18 protein-coding genes are annotated in these 23103 nt (G+C 32.5%); 8 read left to right on the forward strand and 10 right to left on the reverse strand.

The window, feature by feature from the left end; all coding sequences use genetic code 11:
- The first annotated feature begins 207 nt into the window (after positions 1 to 207).
- From GYM72_RS05260 to GYM72_RS05275, 4 genes are read left to right on the forward strand one after another with little or no spacing between them, the layout of a single operon-like run.
- Entirely contained in the window at positions 208 to 2346 is a 2139-nt protein-coding gene (locus tag GYM72_RS05260; RefSeq protein ID WP_220263672.1) for a type VI secretion system Vgr family protein, read from the forward strand.
- A 22-nt stretch (positions 2347 to 2368) separates the two neighbouring features.
- A complete protein-coding gene (locus GYM72_RS05265; RefSeq protein WP_220263673.1) occupies positions 2369 to 3688 on the forward strand; it encodes a hypothetical protein in 1320 nt (439 codons plus the stop codon).
- Between the two features lie 19 nt (positions 3689 to 3707).
- Positions 3708 to 7985, forward strand: a complete 4278-nt coding sequence (locus GYM72_RS05270; RefSeq protein WP_220263674.1) for a DUF6531 domain-containing protein — start codon at positions 3708 to 3710, stop codon at positions 7983 to 7985.
- Positions 7985 to 8284, forward strand: coding sequence for a hypothetical protein (locus GYM72_RS05275; protein ID WP_220263675.1), 300 nt, complete (start codon positions 7985 to 7987; stop codon positions 8282 to 8284). Before GYM72_RS05270 ends, GYM72_RS05275 begins: the two co-directional genes overlap by 1 nt.
- Before the next feature lie 47 nt (positions 8285 to 8331).
- On the opposite strand, the gene GYM72_RS05280 is transcribed toward GYM72_RS05275, so the two are convergent.
- A complete protein-coding gene (locus GYM72_RS05280) occupies positions 8332 to 8649 on the reverse strand; it encodes a hypothetical protein (RefSeq protein WP_220263676.1) in 318 nt (105 codons plus the stop codon).
- A 317-nt stretch (positions 8650 to 8966) separates the two neighbouring features.
- Between GYM72_RS05280 and GYM72_RS05285 the strand changes: the two genes are divergently transcribed.
- From GYM72_RS05285 to GYM72_RS05300, 4 genes are all read left to right on the forward strand, one after another.
- Positions 8967 to 9944, forward strand: a complete 978-nt coding sequence (locus tag GYM72_RS05285; RefSeq protein WP_220263677.1) for an RHS repeat-associated core domain-containing protein — start codon at positions 8967 to 8969, stop codon at positions 9942 to 9944.
- A 3-nt stretch (positions 9945 to 9947) separates the two neighbouring features.
- The gene (locus GYM72_RS05290) at positions 9948 to 10502 is read left to right on the forward strand and encodes a hypothetical protein (RefSeq protein WP_220215186.1); all 555 of its coding nucleotides are present in this window, start codon (positions 9948 to 9950) and stop codon (positions 10500 to 10502) included.
- Between the two features lie 354 nt (positions 10503 to 10856).
- Positions 10857 to 11189 carry a hypothetical protein gene (locus tag GYM72_RS05295; RefSeq protein ID WP_220263678.1) on the forward strand — a complete coding sequence of 111 codons (333 nt, stop codon included), beginning with the start codon at positions 10857 to 10859 and terminating at the stop codon, positions 11187 to 11189.
- Between the two features lie 970 nt (positions 11190 to 12159).
- A complete protein-coding gene (locus GYM72_RS05300; protein ID WP_220263679.1) occupies positions 12160 to 12579 on the forward strand; it encodes a hypothetical protein in 420 nt (139 codons plus the stop codon).
- Positions 12580 to 12656: 77 nt separating this feature from the next.
- Here the strand turns inward: GYM72_RS05300 and prmC are convergent, their stop codons facing one another.
- From prmC to GYM72_RS05345, 9 genes are all read right to left on the reverse strand, one after another.
- Positions 12657 to 13526, reverse strand: a complete 870-nt coding sequence (prmC, locus tag GYM72_RS05305; protein WP_220263680.1) for a peptide chain release factor N(5)-glutamine methyltransferase — start codon at positions 13524 to 13526, stop codon at positions 12657 to 12659.
- Positions 13527 to 13620: 94 nt separating this feature from the next.
- Positions 13621 to 16953 carry a preprotein translocase subunit SecA gene (gene secA / locus GYM72_RS05310; RefSeq protein ID WP_220263681.1) on the reverse strand — a complete coding sequence of 1111 codons (3333 nt, stop codon included), beginning with the start codon at positions 16951 to 16953 and terminating at the stop codon, positions 13621 to 13623.
- A gap of 97 nt (positions 16954 to 17050) precedes the next feature.
- Positions 17051 to 17272, reverse strand: a complete 222-nt coding sequence (locus GYM72_RS05315; protein ID WP_055424695.1) for a DUF2795 domain-containing protein — start codon at positions 17270 to 17272, stop codon at positions 17051 to 17053.
- 530 nt (positions 17273 to 17802) lie between these two features.
- The gene (locus GYM72_RS05320) at positions 17803 to 18384 is read right to left on the reverse strand and encodes a porin family protein (RefSeq protein WP_160543102.1); all 582 of its coding nucleotides are present in this window, start codon (positions 18382 to 18384) and stop codon (positions 17803 to 17805) included.
- A 40-nt stretch (positions 18385 to 18424) separates the two neighbouring features.
- Entirely contained in the window at positions 18425 to 19297 is an 873-nt protein-coding gene (sucD, locus tag GYM72_RS05325) for a succinate--CoA ligase subunit alpha (RefSeq protein ID WP_220233205.1), read from the reverse strand.
- 35 nt (positions 19298 to 19332) lie between these two features.
- A complete protein-coding gene (locus tag GYM72_RS05330) occupies positions 19333 to 20244 on the reverse strand; it encodes a UDP-3-O-(3-hydroxymyristoyl)glucosamine N-acyltransferase (RefSeq protein ID WP_105297764.1) in 912 nt (303 codons plus the stop codon).
- Between the two features lie 49 nt (positions 20245 to 20293).
- Positions 20294 to 20863, reverse strand: a complete 570-nt coding sequence (gene efp / locus GYM72_RS05335) for an elongation factor P (protein WP_220263682.1) — start codon at positions 20861 to 20863, stop codon at positions 20294 to 20296.
- Between the two features lie 33 nt (positions 20864 to 20896).
- The gene (gene lpxA / locus GYM72_RS05340; protein ID WP_105297766.1) at positions 20897 to 21685 is read right to left on the reverse strand and encodes an acyl-ACP--UDP-N-acetylglucosamine O-acyltransferase; all 789 of its coding nucleotides are present in this window, start codon (positions 21683 to 21685) and stop codon (positions 20897 to 20899) included.
- Positions 21686 to 21689: 4 nt separating this feature from the next.
- Entirely contained in the window at positions 21690 to 23093 is a 1404-nt protein-coding gene (locus GYM72_RS05345) for a bifunctional UDP-3-O-[3-hydroxymyristoyl] N-acetylglucosamine deacetylase/3-hydroxyacyl-ACP dehydratase (protein WP_220263683.1), read from the reverse strand.
- Between the last annotated feature and the right edge of the window lie 10 nt (positions 23094 to 23103).

Raw genomic sequence — 23103 nt, forward strand, 5'->3', positions numbered from 1 at the left:
TAGATATTAATAAAAAATTCAAAACTCATAAATCGACTGTATTATTTAATTTTATTAGCTTTTATAAATATATATATATTATTTTTAGTAATTATTTAAGATATTTTTCAATATTTTATTATAAATAAATAAATAAATTAAGTATATTTACTCCATATTTTAAATAAATATTAGTTTTATTTTTTAACTAAATTAAATCAAAATACCATGAATCCTTTGGATAAAAAGAATTCGGTGAATCTTAACACTAAAGATTTGACTAAAAATATAGTTGATTCTTCCGGAATTACCGATCAGGTAAATCAAAAAATTAATTCGTTTACAGCTCCTGTTTCCGATCATTCGGATAAGCTTGATTTGCTTAAAAAAAATATAGTTGCCAGTAGTGATATATCCATTAAACCTGAAGATGCTATTAAACCTCCCGATTGTTTTGGTATAACTCCTCCGGATGCTCTGGAAAAGAAAATTAAAGATATGGCTTCTAATTTTTTTGCTAAATATGGAGGGGATTTAGCTTCTCAACTTAAAAATTCTCATATTGTTTATGCAGCTATTTCTATTGATGGTAACGAAGTATTACGAGACAGTCATTTTACTCTTACGCTAAACCAAAAAATGGCGGACCATGACCATTTTGAAATTTCTTGTTATGCGGAAGCATTCGGTGACAGGGACTCTTATCCGATGACCAATTCTCGTGAGCTTTTAGGTAAGAAAATTTCTATTCAACTCAAACAATACGGACAAACTGCTTATATTTTTTCAGGTATTGTTACCGAACTTTCCAATAAAAAAGTGGATGGTTATAATAAGCTTTTTATCAAGGGCCATGCTCCTACTATCTTATTGGAAAACGGGCTGGATTGCCAAAGTTTTGAAAACCAAAGTTTGGATGCTATTATTCAACAGGCCACTTCGGAATATCAGTCGGATTTGCTCAGCTGGGACTTACGTCCTATGTTAAAAGATCCTCTACTTTATACGGTACAGTATCGTGAATCGGATTGGGAGTTTATTAAACGTTTGGCTACAAGGTATGGGGAATGGCTCTATTATAACGGGCAACAAATTGTCTTTGGAGGAGCGGGAGGTAAAACCGTGGAATTGGTCGAAGAAAAAGATGTCTACAGTTATGAGCTGAAAATGAGATTAGTTCCTCAAAAATTCAGCTATGTTGGTTATGATGCGAAAAGGGCTCAAAACCATACGGTAGACTCTGACAGTATTCCTCCTAAATGGAGTATTGTTAATCCTTTTCAACAACATGCTATCACTGCTTCGGAAAAAATATATGCTAAGGTGCCTTTATCCTTATACAATCAATCTTTATTGGAAAAAGGTTCTATTGAGGTAACCCAAGCTGTGGAAAGGCAAAAGCTCAGACGTCAGCATGTACTGTTTTTAGAAGCTAAGACCAATAATCCTAATTTAAGGTTGGGAGATATTGTAAAGCTTAAAGGCTGGATGCCTAAAAGCGGACTTTTTAAAGACGGGGAAGTTCCTTTGGAACGATATAAAATTATAGAAATCACGCATTCTCAAGACATTACCGAAGGGTATTATAATGAATTGGTGGGCGTGCCTATGGACAATATGGTTCCTGAATATATGGATGAGGATGCTATTCCTTTGTGTGAAGAGCAATCGGCTACGGTTATGGATAATAACGATCCGGAAGGAATGTCTCGAATTCGGGTACAGTTTCCTTGGCAAAAGCCTTTTAACGGTATGACACCCTGGATTCGTTCAATTACCCCATATGCAGGAAAAGGCAAAGGAATGCATGTAGTGCCTGAAATTGGAGAGGAAGTAATCGTGAGTTTTGAGAACGGAAATGCAGAAAAGCCGGTAAGCTTAGGGGCTATGTTTAATGGAGAAGGTAAATCCGGACATGGTGGAGCCGGTAATTTTATGAAAGGTTTGCAAACGGCAGCTGGATCTAACCTTACTTTCAATGATAAAGAAGGCTCCATGACTTTAGCCGATAAAGGGACAGCATTCTTAGTCATGGATGGTGCCGGTAATACGGATTTAGACTCAAAAGATAAAATTACAATCCAAAGTGGAGAATCCAGTATAGAGCTTCATAAAGACGGTAAAATAATTATTAAAGGTAAAGAAATAAAAATTGAAGGAGAAAAAACAATAGAAACTAAAACAAAATCCCATACTACAACAGGTACGGACATTGTAAAAACAATAAGTAAAACCCTTATTGCTAAAAAAGCCCCTAAAGTAACAATAAATGCTAAAGGACAAGTAGAAATTAAATCAGGGCAAACTATAGATGTAGAATCCACTATATCAAATATTAAAGGATCTGATTCTGTCAATCTTAATTAAGAAATTTATTTTAAGCTAAATTATGAATAACGAACATAATCCGATCGCCATACGATTGAATCGAATTCAACAAAATTGGAAAGATCAAATACAAGGTAAAAATTATAAAGTTGTACGTTTTTTATTAGAAGATGAGGACGATTTACCCCTTATAAATGGCTTTTATAAATTAGAATCTTCCCCACACCGATCAATAGATGAAATACTGGTTGTACTTTTAACTGATTTTGAATCTAAAAAAAATTTTTCTTATCAATTAGCCAAAGATTGGCTTGATGAATATGAAAAAAATTTAATTAAATACCCTAATTTACCTTGGAATGAATTTTCAGAATTTAGGGATAAATTTAAAAAAATCGATCCTGAAATTCTTCATGGTAAGTTTTTGTTAGAACTTCTTATAAGTTACAAAAAATTTCTTCCTAATAAAGAAGAAAAATTAAGGATAGGTTTAATTCCTAGAAAAGTACATAATTATACAGAATTTGCAAAATGGCTTAAAGTATTTGCAGAACAATTACCGGAAGGCATAGGAGTAGTAGTAACCGATTATAAAGAAAATTCCTATTATTCTAATGTAATCAATAATCCTAATTATTCCTCCTTTTCTTTACCTGTGAAAAGTCAAAATATGAAAGGGGCTTATGAAGAATTAATTAAAAGTGGTAATCCATCAGATCCTCAAGTAAAATTTAATGTTTGCATGATGGAAATGGGAAAACAGGCTTCAGCACAAAATAAATCAGGAATCTATCATTGGGGAAAAAAATTACTCGATGTAGGTCAGTCAACAGGTGATAAAGGAATATGGGCATCTGCACATCTTATATTTGCGGGTTTTTTATTCAGTTTTAAAGATAAAAATATACACTCCTTGTTAGATAAAGGTATAACTATTTGTCAATCACAACTAAAAAATAACGATATCTCATCTTTAGGTATTTTATTTCAATTATATAATTTTAAAGCATCTTATTGTAGTATTGAAGGAAAACCTAAAAAAGCTTGGGAGTATTTCGTTAAAAGTACAGACCAAGCTATGAAAACCCAACACTTTATGGAGGCTATCAGCAGCTGTAAAAATGCAATAATTATAGCTGAGAAAAATTTTATGAAATCAGACATGAATCAATATATGGAAAGTGGAATATTTTGGGAACTATATAAGCAAGAAGATGAATTTATTAAGATAACCGAATTCAATTTTATTGCAAACTATTACCTTTCCAATTCACCAATACTCACCGAAGATGATCATCGTAACATTAGTGATCGCATGGAAAATCTTTTTGGGCAAAAATGGAGACATCAAGCTTATTCAAATTTACAAATGTCACCGTAAAATAATTAAAATTAAAAAAATGTTACTAACAGACAATCATTTTACCCCCGTATTAGGAATAGATATACATTTTACAGCTTTTCCTCCTTTCAATCCTTTTCACCCGTACATAGGCATTGTATTGGATCCTATGGATTATATGCCTTTTGTAGGAACTAACGTACAAATAAAAGGAAAAAAAAGAGGGGTTTCCGATACTAACGGAATTATACTCACTATAAAGCATATACCTCTTTTTACTCCGCCTTGGATTATGGCTCCAATTATAGGACATCAATCCATGAATTTTTTCGCATCTAAAAAAGTATTTGCAGATAGCACACGTTTAAGTCCTAAAGGACATATGCTTATGACTTGTAATGATATAGGAATACCTTTATCACTACAACCGGGAAAGAAAAAATTTTGGAAATTAATACCAACATTGTTTGCACCAACATCCTATTCCCTGCCCATCTCATTTGGACCTAAAGTAAATGTGGGTGGCCCCTTTCCTCCGGATTGGGGTGGAATTATAAGCGGTTTAGTTATGAGTTTTGGTTTTGGTGCTGTTATGAAAGTTGTTGGTAAAGGTGTAGGTAAAGGTATAAAGGGTATTAGAAAGGGACTAAATAAAGCCAAAGCTGGAATTACTAAATTTAATTATAAGTTAAAAGCAAAAAAAGGCCCTAACAAATTAAGTAAATTTTTATGTCATTTGGGTTTCGAACCGGTCAATTTAGTTACCGGGGCAGTTGTTTATGAAGGAACTGATTTTACTATTCCGGGAATTATGCCATTGGAATGGAAAAGAGCTTGGTATTCAGATTCTGATTATGCAGGTCCTTTAGGGCATGGTGTCCATTCGAACTATGATTTGGATGTTGAAATATTTCCCGATGAAGAAATAATTCTCGTTCGAGCCGAAGACGGTAGAATTATTGAATTTCCTCTTCTTGAGATAAATGAAAATTATTATTTGAGAGAGGAAAAAATGACCCTAACAAGAAATAAAAACGGCTTTGAGTTATTCCTTCACCCCAATCAAATTACCTATTTTTTCGAACATAGAATATTTCAATATCAATATAAAATTAGTAGAATACAAAATACAGCCGCTTTTTCTTTACAATTTTATTATTCAGGAGGGGTTCTTTCAGAAATTATTGATACAGCTAACAGAAAGATAAAACTTTATCGAAATGGTGAAAAAATTATTAGAATAGTATTGGTTAGGGCTGATATAAATAAGGAAGAAGATCTTGTGCAATATCAGTATGACCAAATCGGTAATATGATCGGAATTACGGACGGACGAAATCAAACTACTCACATTCACTATAAAGGAACTTTGATGGTTAAGAAAACAGACCGTAACGGTCAATCCTTTTATTGGGAATATGATGGAACAGATTATAACGCCAAATGCATTCATACTTGGGGTGATGGAGGTTTACAAGAAGGTCGAATGGAATATTATCCCCAAAAAGGCTTTAACTGCATTATCGATTCACAGGGGGCTGAAACTTATTATTATTATACTTCTGACCAACTGGTTACTCAAATAAAAGACCCGTTGGGAAATTCTAAATTTTTCCATTATACGGAATTCATGGAACTATATCGAGAAATAGATGAAGAGGGTAATTGTACCGGCTATAGTTATGACGATAATGGCAATCAAACTGCCATTACCTATCCGGATGGCAGTGAACAAATTTTTATGTATGATCAAAATAACAGACTTACACTTACCATTTCGCCCGAAGGACAAAAAAAATCTTATGTATATAAAGAAAAAAGCCCTTTATTACATGCTATCATAGAGCCGGATGACAGTATAACGGTATTTGAATATAACGAGAAAAATCTTTTATCCGAAGTTCGGAAAAATGGAAATTCTGTCTTTTTATCTTATGATAACCATAATAACCTTATTTCCTTATCCAATACAAATAAGCTGTCCACTGAATGGAGTTATGATTTTCGAGGGAATGTAACTCGTGTAAAAAATGCTCAAGGTATTAACCAACACTTCAAATACGATAAACTTGCAAGAGTTACTTCTATACGCTCCCATGATCAAGAAACTTTTTTCCGATATAATGCCTATGAAGAGATTATTGAAGCCCTAGATGGCAATAAAAAAATAAATTTTCAATATACTCCTCTGGGAAGTTTGCTAATGAGAGAGCAAAACGGAATAAAAGTACAGTTCTATTATGACAAAATGGAACGCATTAAAGAAATACGAAATCAAAAAAATGAAAAGTACCAATTTTTTAGAAATTCTAGGGGTGATATTAATCGTGAAGTGAGCTTTGATCGTATGGCGGCCGACTATATACGAGATCGAGCGGGAAAAGTAATTAAAATTATTAAAAGCGGCGGAGCTTGGACAATATATGAATACAACCTTGCAGGACAAATTATACAACAAGAATATTCTGACGGAACATGGGAAACGTTTGACTATAATAAAAACGGACAACTGGTAGAAGCCCGAAATCAAGATAATTGTGTAAAACTTTTAAGAGACAAAGCCGGACGCGTTATTAAAGAAATACATAACAGTGGATTACCCCAAGATAAAGGTCATCATATTATCAGTAGTTTTGATGATAACGGTAACCGCAAGCAACTTAAAAGTTCACTGGGCGCTGATATTCAAAATACTTTCGATGAAAACGGTAATCTTCTTACTCTTACCGCCAATATAGTATCAGATCAAAATAGTTCTCAATGGAAAGCCCGAATTACTCGTAATTTGTTGGGACAAGAAATAGAAAAAGAGCTTAACGGACGTATTAAACTTACCACTTCCTATGATGAGCAGGGAAGGATATTTTCCAGCCGGGTACACAGCGGAAGAACTGAAACCTATAACCGTCAATATAGCTGGAGTCCAGGGCATCAGCTAAATCATTTCTTAAACGGTTTAACTCAAGGCAAAACCGAATTTTCTTATGATTCCTTCGGAAACTTGGCTAGTGCCGGTTATCAAGACGGAAGCTACGATTACAAACTTCCCGATGAGGTGGGTAATTTGTATTCCGATACACAAAAATCCGATCAAATATATGGGGCATCGGGTAAGATTCTAAAGGATAAAAATTGGAATTATATTTATGATAAACAGGGAAATCTTATTTTAAAAACTCCGCGAAATTTTAATAATTCTGCCAATAACTTACCAAAAAATTCATCTTTCTTAAGTGAAAATACAAATTCTAAGAACAATTTTTGGATTGAAGAAAATGAATTTGACCGTAAGGCCGAAATACGGAGATATTCAAAATCCGAACTCAAACAATACGATAAAATAAGAAAAAAAAGAACGCTTGAAAATTCTGACCCTCCACAATGGCAACAAGGTGACTGGGAATACCAATGGCAGGGTAACGGAATGTTACAAGCGGTACGCAATCCTCAGGGGAAATGGATCCGTTTTGAATACGACGCGTTAGGAAGAAGAACAGCGAAAATTGCAAATACAAAGATTTATCGTTATCTTTGGGATGGTAATGTATTATTACATGAGTGGTTTTATGAGAGTGAACGGCGTCCAAAGGTTGTTTCTGATGAGCTGGGAATGCTTATGTTGGAACAATCCGAACCGATCGAAAACCTGACTACTTGGGTTTATGAGGAAGGAAGTTTAGTACCCACAGCTAAGTTATGCGAGGGTAAGTCCTACTCGATTGTATCGGATTATTTAGGCAGACCAACTCAGGCCTACGATGAGAAAGGTGAGCTGTTTTGGCAGGTTGAGTTTGACATCTATGGCAGAATACGGGAAAATTTATTTAACAATAAGTCGTTTATTCCGTTCAGGCAACTGGGGCAGTATGAGGATGTTGAAACGGGGCTTTATTATAATCGGTTCCGATATTACGATAGTAATACAGGAACTTATATAAGCCAAGACCCGATAAAACTTGAAGGAAACAACCCGAATTTTTATGCATATGTAAGTGATTCGAATACGATGGTTGACCCGCTGGGTTTGGATATAATTCGTTTGAGACATTATACAAGTAACAAAGGATTGGAAGGTATTAAAAAAGATATGACAATTAAAGCAGGGGATCAGAATGCTGTATTTGCTACAAAGGCAAAAGGTAAACCTTTGAGTATGGCAGATGCAGCAGATAATTTTAAAATAGATCGTTCTCATGGAAGAAATTATATAGATTTTGATATTGATGATGGTCGTGTGGAGTTTAGGAAAAATAATTTAGGAGTAGAAGAATATAAAATTAAAGGGGATGTGGATTTAAAAGATTCTAATGCAAAATTTGTTAAACGTTGTAAATAATGAAAAAGATAGGGGAAATAAAAGAATGCTCTAATATTCTAGAATGTACAGTTCCTATTATCAATAAAATAGCATCTGGTTTTGATGATAAAGAAAGATGTGCATTAGCTTTATTATTGTTCTTTAAAGAAAATAAGATATTAGACAAATTGTCTAAAACGCGAAAAATTTTGAATTCCATTTTAGAAAAAGAGTTATCAGAAGAAGAATTTGATGAGTTTATAGAACAAGAAGTAGAATCATGGAAGCCACCCTATGGAGCAAGTAAAGAAGACTTATTAAAAATGTTAGAAGATTAAAATAAAAGACATAAACCAAGCCAACCCTAAAGGTTGGCTTTTCTTTTTTAAGAGTTCAACTTATCCAATAATTCCAGTTCATCCTCAGGGATAAGGGAGCGAATGAGTTGCAGGATGTTGTAGATATCCCATTTATTATGTTCCGTGTAATTCGGAAACGAGAGATCTGCCAGTAAAGCCGTTTGCCCAATATTATAAATAGAGTTAAGCATTAAGCCTAAATTCTTATCATCAAGAATATATTTAAGATATGGTAAAGTAGTTAGGAATTCTTGAGAATTTAGAGTTCTTTTTGTTTGAAGGATGATTTTTTCTATAAAATTTGTAAAACAATCCACAAAAATCCGATCAAATATGTGGTGCATCGGGTAAGATTCTAAAGGATAAAAATTGGAATTATATTTATGATAAACAGGGAAATCTTATTTTAAAAACTCCGAGAAATTTTAAAAATTCTGCCAATAACCTACCAAAAAATTCATCTTTCTTAAGTGAAAATATAAATTCTAAGAACAATTTTTGGATAGAAGAAAATGAATTTGATCGTAAGGCCGAAATACGGAGATATTCAAAATCCGAACTCAAACAATACGATAAAATAAGAAAAAAAAGAACGCTTGAAAATTCTGACCCTCCCAAATGGCAGCAAGGTGACTGGGAATACCAATGGCAGGGCAACGGAATGTTAAAAGCAGTACGCAATCCTCAAGGAAAATGGATCCGTTTTGAATACGACGCGTTAGGTAGAAGAACAGCGAAAATTGCAAATACAAAGATTTATCGTTATCTTTGGGATGGTAATGTATTATTACATGAGTGGTTTTATGAGAATGAACGGCGTTCAAAGGTTATTTCTGACGAGCTGGGAATGCTTATGTTGGAACAGCCCGAACCGATCGAAAACCTGACTACTTGGGTTTATGAGGAAGGAAGTTTAGTACCCACAGCTAAGTTATGCGAGGGCAAGTCCTACTCGATTGTATCGGATTATTTGGGCAGACCCGCTCAGGCCTATGATGATAAAGGTAAGCTGGTTTGGCAGGTAGAATTTGACATCTATGGCAGAATACGGGAAGATATCTTTAACAATAAGTTATTTATTCCGTTCAGGCAACTGGGGCAGTACGAAGATAAGGAACTAGACGGGCTTTATTACAATCGGTTTAGGTATTACGACAGTAATACGGGAACTTATATAAGCCAAGACCCCATCGGTCTGCAAGGAAATAACCCGAATTTTTATGCCTATGTACACGATACAAACACTTTGATAGACCCTTTCGGTTTAAGTCCTATTCCTATTGATAGATTTCCGTCTTGGATGCCGACAAAGCAAGGGTATCAAAGACATCACATAATACCGTACAGTTTACGGAATCATACTCTATTCCAAAAATCGGGATTGGATATTAATAATGCTACAAATATGAAGTATTTACCAGTAGCCGAAGGAATAGACCCTAATCCAAACAAATCTTTACACAAAGGATTCAATTCCGTACACGCAGATTATAATGATATAATGGGCAAAAGACTTGATGCTCTTGAAAGGGTTGCAACAAAAGAAAAATGGAGTCCAACGAGAATACAAACGGAGATTCACAATTTACAACACCGGACAAGAGCCGAGTTAGATTCAGGTAAATTAAAATGTCATTAGATTATGTTATATGAATTAAGAACAAGTATTTTAAATGAGTTAGCTATTGTTGATTTGTCGAGCATCAAAGAAAAAGATTATGAGGAATATTATAATTATTTCATTGAGGGGCTTAATGATAGAAAGTTCCTTGAACATAAAAAACTTGTTTTTACAGCTCAACAAGGATATAACAGTAATAATATAGAGAAGATTGATTATTTAAAATGTTCTTCGCCTGTTCCTATTTTTTCTCAACAATTTGTTGAAATATTGCAGGACAAGTTAAGGCAGGATATGGAGTTTATTCCCTGTAAAGTTATCTGTGATAATATTTCGTATGATTTTTATGTAGGTAGGATTTTAAATTTCATACAACTAATAGACAAAGAAAAATCAGAATATTATGAGTTATCAGAGGGCGAAAAAATTATGGATATTCCTGTTTTTAGTAGTTCCGTCAATACCGATTTTTATATAGCTCGTGATAGTGAAGAAAAAAATCTATATGCAATTACAGATAAAATGAAAGAGGTACTAATAGAACATAATTTCAATATCAAACTAAAAGAAGTTTAAGACTTTAACCGCTTTCTTCAAAGCGGTTTTTTTATCTCTTTCCGCTCCAAAAGCGGAAGAAAAAGGGGGCAAAAAAGGTGTGGCAAAGCCACGCATTTATAAAAATTGCTCCGCAAAATTTGGCTTTTAGTCTATTTTCTACCCTTAAAATCGCCCAAAATAAAAAAGTTATCCACAATTTGCATTTTTTTCATAACACTTTGATTTTCTTTCCTTTACCGTTCTTTTTCGTTCTTTCCCATTTTAGTCTTACAACATTGATTTTTACTGTTTTTTGTCTGTCATTTAATCCTTTACAAGATGAAAAACTTAGACATTAGTAACTCCAATTTTATCACATACAAAGGCGATTTTTTGACCGTTAATATTTTGGGCGGAGTGGATTTATCGTCGGTTGAAAGATTATTTTGTACGCTTCGGATTTCGTACCAAAATTATCCTACATTCCGCACCACTTTGGATTTATACAACGACAACCAAACCGATAAATTGCAAAGAACGCTTTGTGATAAGTTGATACTGAAAATAATTGAAGTTAGCAGAACTTTACAAGCTTTGACAATGCAATTAGAAGATTACCCAATGCAAAAGATAAAGTTTATTAGCAAAGCACCGCAACAACAATTTATCATTTCCGAAAACGATAAAAAGAATGCAATACAGTTTCAAAACACAAACATTTATTAGGACAAGTTAGTTTAAAACCCAATACCACATGGTTTTTTGGGGGGAAAATGAGAATAAAGTAATAATATTTTTAACGTAGACTTCCTACAAACTTGAAAATCCTTTTTCGCTTATATGCTTGGCAAAATCAGTTATCGACAAAAGTTACATTCTGCAGAAGTTAAGCGAATTATACCTAATGGTTTGTAAACATTCCATACGCAAAATAAAAATAAATTATAAAGTTATTGCATAAATACACAAATTGTCTATTTACCTTATTTTAAGACTTTGATTACTAATTATAAACACACAATCAAAAGGACATAAATAATTATTCCGTTTTTTGTCATTAAAAATATAGCCTATTTATACACATTAAATTGATATATGAATCTATATAACAGTAATTATAGGTGTGTGAAAAATTCAAACACCCATTTGATTTTGAGGTTATATGAAATTAAAAACTATATACTTTTGGATTAAAATATTATTTGATTCATATAAAGTTACACGTTATTTATAAAACATAAAATATTTTTGAAATTATATTTATATAACTATCTAACAATGATTTAAATAGTATTATTAAGTATCTTTTCAAGAAAAAGTTCACTTAAATACATTAGAACTTTTAAGAGAAAAGCTATTTAAGCATGACTACTCCCTTTTAATTTAACTTTGGTAAAAGACAGTTTTAGAAAAATTGTATCTAATTATTTATAATAAAAATATTTTAAAAATGAATTTAAATATATTAATGTTCATGATTTTCTTTATAGTAGTTGTATTACTATTTTGGAGAATTCCTGATAAAAAATTAAAATTAATTACTGTTTGTATTAAGTCTTTATTACAAGTATTACCGATAACTCAAGTTATCAAGATGATAATAGAAGTGCGTAATAAAAAATAATAAATATAAATTTTTAAATATATATACTTATATTTCAATTAATATGCTTATATTTATAAAAATATAAAAATTATGGAAGATTCTGATTATACATTGGAGAGAAAAATTAAAATTGGCAAAGAGGAATATACTTGTACTTTTGACTTTGATTTTAGAAGTAATCACTTATTTAAAGATGCAACTAAGGATAAAAATTATTTTGATGATCATTACAGCAATAATTCCGAAACCAGCCATACGCTTTTAAATTTATTTGAATTAGCTAAAGCATTTGAAAGTGGAAAAATTACCTTTATACCAAACGTTTATAAAGATAAAAGAATTTCAATAAATATACCTAATTCACATGATTTTATATATACCTATCGCAGGTCTTTAAATGGAAATGAATCCAGTATATGCGCCCGAAACTGTAGCGGAATTAAATTAGAAGGTACTTATGTTACCGATAAAAAATTGAAATTTTCTCGTTTAGGAAGTATTATTCTATAAAATAAAGCTTATTTTTTATCTTAAAATTTAATTTTTTTATTTCTAAAGCAATAATTCATTACATAAAAATTACTTGTTTAGGAAGCTATTTCTTTAGCCTTAATCATCCTAAAATTACCGGATATATCTTGTTTTAATTCCACGTAATTAAAGTATTTCAAAAACAGTTGTCTGGTTTTTTCTCCTAAATCTTGATTAATTTCAACATATACTCTTCCTTGTGGCTTCATGTTTTTTAGAGAAAAATCTATTATACTCCTGTAAAAAACCAATGGATCATCGTCCGGCACAAATAAGGCCTTGGATGGTTCATAATTGACTACCCTACTCTCCATAACTTCTTTTTCATATTCTCTGATATAAGGAGGATTGGATACAATAATATCATACTTTTGAGTATTCTTTATTAGGTGCCCCGTATTAAGTAAATCAGCCTGTATAAAATCTAACTGAACTTGATTACTTTCTGCATTTTTTTTGGCCAAATATATAGCCTTTTCGTCAATTTCAAGAGCAGATACTTTTGCTTTTAAGTTTTTAGCTAATGCAATAGCAATACATCCACTTCCGGAACATAAATCAATGATATTCAACTCCTCATTTTTATTTTCAAAGTCATTGCAAATCCAAGATACCAATTCTTCTGTTTCCGGTCTGGGAATCAAAACATGGGGATTTACAGAAATTTTACAGCCGTAAAATTCCGTATAACCTACCACATATTGATAAGGCATACCGCTAATTAAATGAAATAAGGCTGTTTGAAAAAGTGTAGGCTTTATTTGAGAATCTTCTTGCATTTCATCCAATCCTAATTTTAAGGTAATTTTATCTTTATGCAAATATGTTTCTGCCAACGCATAAAAAATAATATCTATTTCTTTAAGTGTATATTGCGAAGAAAGATTTTTAATAAACTCGTTTCTAATTTCTGCTAATGATTTCATGCTAAATATGCATTTAGGTTTTAATTTTTTTTATAAAAAACCGGAATAATAATTTTTTATTATTCCGGCTCAAATTTCTAATATTTTTTAGAGGTTATTCATCCTCTTGATCAACCAATATCCAACTTCCCTCCTCTATAAGACTTTGCGCTTGTTTAAATTTCAAAGATTTAACTTCTCCGGTTCTCAAATTACGCACATGTACCATTTCATTTCTTCCGATCTTGTTTACACGTAATGGTTCGGAAACCGGCTTTTCTTGAGTCTGTTTATCATCATTTTCAACAAATTCTCTGCTCTCAACCACTTTTTGTTTTACTTCACGAGCTTGTTCTATTTTTGATTCTTCAGGTTCAGATGGTAAACCTCCTTTGAACAAGAAAGATATAATTTCTTTATTGGTTTTATCTAACATATCCCTAAATAAAGCAAAGGATTCTTGTTTATAAATAACCAACGGGTCTTTTTGTTCGTAAACGGCTGATTGTACAGACTTTCTTAATTCATCCATCTCTCTTAAATGTTCTTTCCAATTTTCGTCTATTAATGCTAAAGTAATTCCTTTTTCAAAGTCTTTTAATAAAGCTTTTCCTTCAGAGTTATAAGCATCTTCTAAATTGGTGGTTACATTTAATACTTTTGTGCCGTCAGTAAAAGGAACGGAAATATTTTTAAATGTGTTTCCTCTCGCTAAAAAGACGTTAGATATGATAGGATACAACTGTTGTGCCGTATTTTCTAATTTTTCTTTATAATAAGCTTCTGCTTGTTCAAAAACTTTATCAACAAGTTCTTTTTCAGATAATCTGTTAAATTCTACTTCATCTACAGGAGTATCCATAGCAAACACTGTTGCTAACTCAAACTCAAAATTTTTATAGTTTTTATCTTGTTTATTGTCTCTTATTATTAAAGCAGCCGTATCATAAATCATGTTAGCGATGTCGATACTTAATTTCTCACCAAAAAGAGCATTTTTACGTCTGCTGTAAATTACTTCCCTTTGTTTATTCATTACATCGTCATATTCCAACAATCTTTTACGAATTCCAAAGTTATTTTCTTCAACTTTTTTCTGAGCTCTTTCAATGGAGTTAGTGATCATAGAATGTTGAATTACATCTCCTTCCTTATGCCCTAATCGATCCATCATTTTAGCTATTCGATCAGAACCGAATAAACGCATTAAGTTATCCTCTAGAGATACATAGAATTGAGAAGATCCCGGATCTCCCTGACGACCGGCACGACCTCTTAACTGTCTGTCTACCCGTCTAGAATCGTGTCTTTCCGTACCAATAATAGCTAACCCTCCTGCGGCTTTAACTTCATCCGTTAACTTAATGTCGGTACCCCTTCCGGCCATATTGGTAGCAATAGTTACTACACCCGGATTTCCCGCTTCTGCAACAATGTCTGCTTCTTTTTTATGTAATTTTGCATTCAATACATTATGCGGTATTTTTCTTAATTTTAAAGCTTTGCTTAATAATTCGGAAATTTCTACAGAAGTAGTTCCCACCAATACCGGTCTTTTATCTTCTTGAGATAAACGTATCACCTCATTTAAAACGGCATTGAATTTTTCTCTGTTGGTTTTATAAACTAAATCTTGTTGGTCATTTCTAATTACAGGTTTGTTGGTAGGAATAACCACTACATCTAATTTATATATTTCCCAAAATTCTCCGGCTTCCGTTTCGGCAGTACCGGTCATACCTGCCAATTTATTATACATTCTGAAGTAATTCTGTAAAGTAATTGTAGCAAATGTTTGTGTTGCTGCTTCGACTTTTACATTTTCTTTAGCTTCTAAAGCTTGATGCAATCCATCAGAATAACGACGCCCTTCCATAATACGTCCGGTCTGCTCGTCAACAATCTTAACTTGTCCGTCAATTACAACATATTCTACATCTTTCTCAAACAAAGTATATGCCTTAAGCAACTGACTTAAAGAATGAATACGTTCGGATTTGATGGCAAAGTATCGTAAGAATTCTTCTTTTTCTTTATGTTCTTCTTCTTTGGATAAGTTTTTATTTTCAATATCGGCAAATACAGTTCCTAAATCTTCTAATACAAAAAAGTTAGGATCGGAATTTCCTTTTGACAAAAATTCAATTCCTTTATCGGTAAGTTCCACCTGATTATTTTTTTCATCAATTGAAAAATATAAATCTTTATCTGCCTCAGGCATCATTCGGTTATTATCCGATATAAAATAAGCTTCAGCTTTTAACAAAATAGCTTTGTTCCCTTCTTCTGAAAGGTATTTAATTAAAGGCTTATGTTTAGGTAATCCTCTATATACTTGATATAATTTATAACCTCCTTCTTTTTTATCTCCTGAAGCTATTAATTGTTTTGCTTCCTGAAATAATTTTGAAATTTCATTTTTTTGAGCCATAAAAATGGTTTCAACAACCGGTTTTAATTCCTGATATTCTTGTTTATCTCCTTGAGGTACCGGACCGGATATAATCAATGGCGTACGTGCATCATCTACCAGAACGGAATCTACCTCATCGACAATGGCATAATTAAGTTCTCTTTGAACTAAATCATTTGGAGAATTTGCCATATTGTCACGTAAATAATCGAATCCAAATTCATTATTAGTTCCGTAAGTAATATCAGCAAGATAAGCTTGTCTTCGAGATTCCGAATTGGGTTGATGGTTATCTATACAATCTACTTTTAATCCATGAAATTCAAACAAAGGAGCCATCCATGCGGAGTCCCGTTTTGCTAAATAATCATTAACTGTTACTACATGAACTCCACGTCCCGGTAGAGCATTCAAATACATAGGAAGCGTTCCTACTAAGGTTTTTCCCTCACCGGTTGCCATTTCAGCAATTTTTCCTTGATGTAAAACCGTTCCCCCTATATACTGAACATCATAATGAATCATGTCCCATTTTACTTCTTTACCCGCCGCATTCCAATAATTTCTCCATACGGCTTTATCTCCTTCAATGGTAACATACTCTTTAGTTAAAGCCAATGTTTTATCAAACTCGGTAGCTGTAACAGTAATAGTGTTGTTTTCAGCAAATCGTCGGGCTGTTTCTTTAATTAAAGCATACGCTTGAGGAAGTATTTCTTCCAATATTCTTTCTTCTACTTCGTAGGATTCCTTCTCAAATTTCTCAATCTCGCTGTATAATCGCTCTTTTTCGTCTATATTATCAACATTTTGAGTTTGTTCTTTTAATTCTGCAATTTTATTTTTAAGATCAAAAGTTGCTTGAGATATTTTTTCTTTAAACTCAATGGTTTTAAATCTTAGATCATCAAAAGATAAAGAAGAAATACTTTCTTCTTCCTTTTTAATTTTGTCCAGATATTTATTTAATTGTGCAAGATCTTTTTTATGTTTATCCCCAATAAATAATTTGAGGACTGAATTTAATATATTCATTATATGTAATTAATTTGTACGTACAAATGTACTAAAAAAAAGCTTTTTTAGTATGAACTATGAAAAGTAAAGCCCTAAACGAGCTAGGGCTTATAAATTAGTATTCATCTTCGTTCCAGAGGAAATCATCATCAGTCGGATAATCCGCCCATATTTCTTCAATGCTATCGTAAATCTCGCCCTCATCTTCAATTGCCTGTAGATTTTCAACTACTTCCAAAGGGGCGCCGGTTCTGATGGCATAATCAATTAATTCATCTTTTGTGGCGGGCCACGGCGCATCACTTAAATAAGACGCTAATTCTAAGGTCCAATACATAAGGTAAAATTTATATTATGATTAATTTTTCCTTCCACACATCAAACTTCAAGCCAAATTTTTTAATCCCATTTTTTATTTCTATTTAATACAAATAGTTTCAATTTATAATCTAATTATTATAGTATTTGAGATAATTTGTTCACTTAGTTTATTGGATTATTATCGTCAATAATTTTTATCAAGTTGACTATTATATAGGTCAGACAATATATAAAAGTGATAATTATTGTATTTAAAATATAAATTATTGAACTGTTATAAATAAAAATATTAATATTATTTTTATAAAAAGTGTCCTTTAGTTTAAATAATACATATTTTAAAAATAAATGTTGCAATTTAAAAAAAATAATAGCTGAAAATTTTCTGTCACAAATGTCATATATTATAACTGACAATTTTTCATAGATAAAGCTTAAAGCTGTCGGTATTTTAGATCAAATATTTTAAAAACACAGAGAGTTATAAGCATAAAAAAATGGGATTAAACAAAATTAATCCCATGAATATATTTTATTTATATTTCGTTAATCAAAAATATAGGCAAAACCTAAAGCAATTACTGATGTATTTTGTTTTTGGTAAAATTTATCATAAATATCCATAAAACCATAATTATAACGAACGAAAATTTCTGATTTTCTTACAATACTATATCCTAACCCTACTGATATGGATGTATCAAGATTTTTAGGGTTGGATCCGTATCGCTTTTTTTCTAAGTCTTTATCTTTTTGGGATATTAATATTCCTAATTGAGGTCCAACTTCTGCAAAAAATTCGCTTTCGGATTCTGATAAATACGCCCTAAAATAAATCGGTATGTTTATATAATTTTGAAAAAATTTAGCTTTCGTTTGATTTCCTGACATCTTAACCTTATCTTTTTCCCCTTGCATGGAATATGATATCTCAGGCTGTATAATAAACCGATTATAATAGTCTAATTGAATTTGAGCTAAAACCCCGATAGATGCTGCATTTCTACTGCTGGATTCTTTATGTATATTGGAAACACTTGTATTTTGAAGTGTTCCTCTTACACCAAATCTTACTTGCGAATAAGACAAAATCGGAATTAATAATAATAAAAGAACGCTTTTTTTCATAAATATATAATTTTTTGGTTTGTTGCTGTGCAAAAAATACCTATACGAATATTTTGCCAACCGTTTTTCCTATATCTGCAGGAGAGTTGACAACGTGGATACCGCATTCAGCCAAAATTTTCATTTTTGATTGCGCTGTATCATTTTCTCCTCCAACAATAGCCCCGGCATGACCCATAGTTCTTCCTTTAGGTGCAGTAATTCCTGCAATAAATCCGACAATAGGCTTGGTTATATTATTTGATTTATACCATAATGCCGCATCTACTTCCAGTTGACCTCCAATTTCCCCTATCATAACTATACATTCTGTATCTTTATCTTCGATAAGTAGTTGCAAGGCATCTTTAATAGATGTTCCTACGATAGGATCTCCACCAATTCCAATTGCGGTTGAAATGCCATACCCGGCTTTAACCACTTGGTCAGCAGCTTCATAGGTTAGCGTACCTGATTTAGAAACTATACCGACTTTTCCTTTTTTAAAAATAAAACCGGGCATGATTCCAACTTTTGCCTCTTCCGCTGAAATAATTCCCGGACAATTGGGGCCTATTAATGTGCAATCGTACGATTTAAGATAATTTTTAACTTGAACCATGTCTTCAACGGGAATACCTTCTGTAATGCATATAATAACTTTTATTCCGGCTTGTGCTGCTTCCATTATCGAATCTGAAGCAAACGCAGGGGGAACAAATATGATGGAGGTATTAGCCCCTGTTTGGTCGATAGCTTCCTTAACTGTATTGAAAACAGGTCTATCCAAATGGGTAGTTCCTCCTTTTCCCGGAGTTACTCCTCCAACCACTTGGGTTCCGTATTCAATCATTTGTTCTGCATGAAAAGAACCTTCTTTACCTGTAAATCCTTGAACAATTACTTTGGAATTTTTATCAACCAAAACAGACATATCTATAATTTAAAGATGAATAATTAATTCAATTTTTATTTGGCTAATCTTTTGAGTGTAGCCATTTCTTTTAATTTCTTTTTAGCTTCTTCGGCAGGGTAACCAAAATAAGTTTTTCCTGCTTCCAAATTTTTAGAAACTCCCGATTGTGCCAATATCACAGCTTTTTCTCCCACGGTAAGTGAAGAGGCAAATCCTGCTTGTCCCCATATGCTCACTTCATCTTGAATATTACAACAACCGGCAATACCTACTTGAGATGCTATTAAACATTTTCTTCCAATAACGGTATCATGTCCCACTTGTATAAGATTATCCAATTTTGAACCTTCACCGATAATGGTAGAAGCTGTAACCCCTCGGTCGATGGTACAATTTGAACCAATTTCAACATTATCTTCTATTATAACATTACCTACAGATTTCAATCGATCATAATAACTTCCGCGATTTTTATAATAAAAGCCATCACCTCCAAGTACCGTTCCTGATTGTATAACGACATTATTACCTATTTCAGTATAATCATGTATGGTAACATTTGGAAAAATTACACAATCATTGCCAATTTTTACATGTTTACCAATGTATACTCCCGGTTGTATAACGGTGTTTGTACCAATTTGAACGTCATCGGAAATTAACTTATTTTGAGGCGTAAATTTTACAAAATAATCATTGATTTTATTAAAATCTCTGAAAGGATCATCAGATAAAAGGAGTGCTTTATTTTTCGGACATTCAACCTTTTTATTAATCAAAATTACACTTGCTTCGCTGCGTAATGCTTTGTCATAATATTTGGGATGGTCTACAAAAACTATTTCTCCTTCTTTTACGCGGTGAATTTCGTTAGTTCCATAAATTGGAAAGTCATCTTTTCCAATATATTCACATCCTATAATTGATGCAATGTTTTTTAGTGTAAATGATTTTGGAAATTTCATGATATTAAATAAAAATGATAGGTAAATATACGAATATATTTAATCTTTTCTAATCTTTTACTCTTTCGATATAAGAGCCGTCATCTGTATTAATTTTTATTTTTTCACCGGCCTCAATAAATAGGGGCACTAAAACCTTAGCTCCGGTTTCAATGATTGCATTTTTAAGCGCATTATTGGTAGCTGTATTTCCTTTAACGCCGGGTTCTGCTTCTATTACTTCCATGACAACACTTGCCGGTAATTCTGCTGACAATGGTGTTTCATCTTCTTCTTTCAGGATAATCATAACCTCCTCTCCTGCTTTCATAAATTGAGCGTTTTCAATCAAATTTTTATCTATATAAATTTGAGAAAAATCGTCGTTGTTCATGAAATGAAAACCATGATCGTCATCATATAAATATTGATATTTGCGAGTAATAACTTTTACATCTTCTATTTTACTACCTGCTGAAAAGGTATTATCAACAACTTTTCCTGATGTTAAAGATTTTAATTTAGTTCGTACAAAAGCAGGGCCTTTACCCGGTTTAACATGTAAAAACTCAATTACTTTATAAATATCATCATTAAAATTGATACAAAGTCCCTTTTTTATATCTCCCATTCCAGCCATATGTATATAATTTAAATTTTTTTACTACTATTTTTATAATCCTTGAGCGTTAAATCCTCTCATTACACCTCTCATACTTGATTGTATAAATTGGATGATTTCATCTCTTTCGGGGGTGGCCTCAAATTCAGCTTCTACTACTGATAAGGCCTGTGTGATATTCAATTTATTTTGAAAAATAACTCGATATATGTTTTGTATTTCCGCAATTTTATCGGAACTGAAACCTCTTCTTCTTAGTCCTACAGAATTAATACCAACATAGGACAATGGATCCCTGGCTACTTTTACAAAAGGGGGAATATCTTTCCTTACAAGTGAACCACCGGTTACAAATGCATGATTACCGATGGAACAAAATTGATGTACGGCTGTCATTCCTGCCATAACAACGTAATCTCCTACAGTTATGTGTCCTGCTAAGGTGGTATTATTAGAGAATATACAGTTATTCCCAACTTCGCAATCATGGGCGATATGGGAATAAGCCATTATCAAACAATTTTCACCTATAACTGTTTTCATTTTATCTGAAGTACCTCTACTTACGGTAACGCATTCTCTCAGTACAGTGTTATCTCCTATAATCGTTAAGGATTTTTCACCTTTATATTTTAAATCTTGAGGTTCTGCTGAAATTACTGCTCCGGGAAATATTTTACAATTTTTTCCAATTCGAGCTCCCTCCATAATAATGACATTAGAGCCTATCCATGTTCCTTCTCCAATTTCAACATCTTTATAAATAGATGAAAATGGTTCAATAACAACATTCTTTGCAATTTTTGCATCGGAATGTACAAAAGCTAATGGTTGAATCATTTTTCTACTCCTTCTCTTCTTTTGTTTTCGCTACTTGAGCCATCATTTCTGCTTCAACAACCATATGTCCATTACAGTATCCATATCCTTGCATATGTACAATTCCTCTTCGTATAGGTTCTAATAAGTCAATTTTAAAAATTAAGGTATCTCCGGGTATAACCTTTCTTTTGTGCTTCACATTATCTAATTTAATCAAGTAGGTAGAGTAATTTTGAGGATCATCTACATTTTCGAGCACAAAAATACCTCCTGTTTGAGCCATAGCTTCAATTTGTAATACTCCCGGCATAACAGGTTCATTAGGAAAGTGACCTACAAAAAAAGGTTCATTGATAGTTACGTTTTTAACTCCGATTATATGTTTATCATCAACTTCCATTATTTTATCCACCAATAAAAATGGAGGACGATGGGGAAGCATTCTCATGATATCTTTTATATCGTATACCGGTTCTTTTTGCAAATCAATTTCCGGTATATTTTTTCTTTTAAATAATTTATATAATTTATTTAATTTTTTTGCGAATTGTGTATTGCAATGGTGTCCGGGCTTGGTAGCTATGATTTTAGCTTTTAATCGAACCCCTACTAAGGTTAAATCCCCAATGACATCTAATAATTTATGTCTGGCTGCTTCGTTAGGATAGTATAAGGTCACGTTATCTAATATTCCGTTAGGTCTTACACTAACTTCCGGTTGATTAAATACAACTTTTAGTTTATCCAGGGTGTTCGGTGAAAGTTCTTTATCTACATAAACAATGGCATTATTAATATCTCCGCCTTTTATTAATCCGGAGTCTAATAAAGTTTCCAGTTCATGAAGAAAACTGAAGGTCCTGGCATTGGCAAAGTCAGATTTAAAATCTTGAATACTTTTCATGGTAGCATTTTGTGTTCCTAATACTTTAGTACCAAAATCGACCATAGTTGCTACTTCAAAGTGATCGGAAGGTATTGCAGTAATCTCTGAACCTGTTTCCGGATCTGTGTAAGAAATTATTTCTTTTATTGTGAAGTATTCTCTGTTTGCTTCTTGATCAACTACACCGGCTTTTTCAATAGCTTCTACAAAAAATTTAGATGAGCCATCCATAATAGGAGGTTCTGAACTATCCATCTCAATGTATGCATTGTCCAAATCCATTCCTGTTAATGCAGCTAATACATGTTCACAAGTATGTATTTTTACTCCTTTTTTTTCTAAAACGGTACCTCTTTCAGTAGAAGTCACATAGGTTGCATCAGCTTCAATAGTAGGTTGCCCTTCCAAATCCACCCTAACAAAAATAAATCCTGTGTTTACAGGTGCAGGCTTAATTGTCATGACAACTTCTTTACCTGTATGCAAACCTTTTCCTTTTAATGTAAACTCCTGTTTAAGTGTCTTTTGCTTATCTGACATTTTATATAAA

This window comes from Apibacter sp. ESL0404, assembly GCF_019469245.1.
Taxonomy (GTDB): domain Bacteria; phylum Bacteroidota; class Bacteroidia; order Flavobacteriales; family Weeksellaceae; genus Apibacter.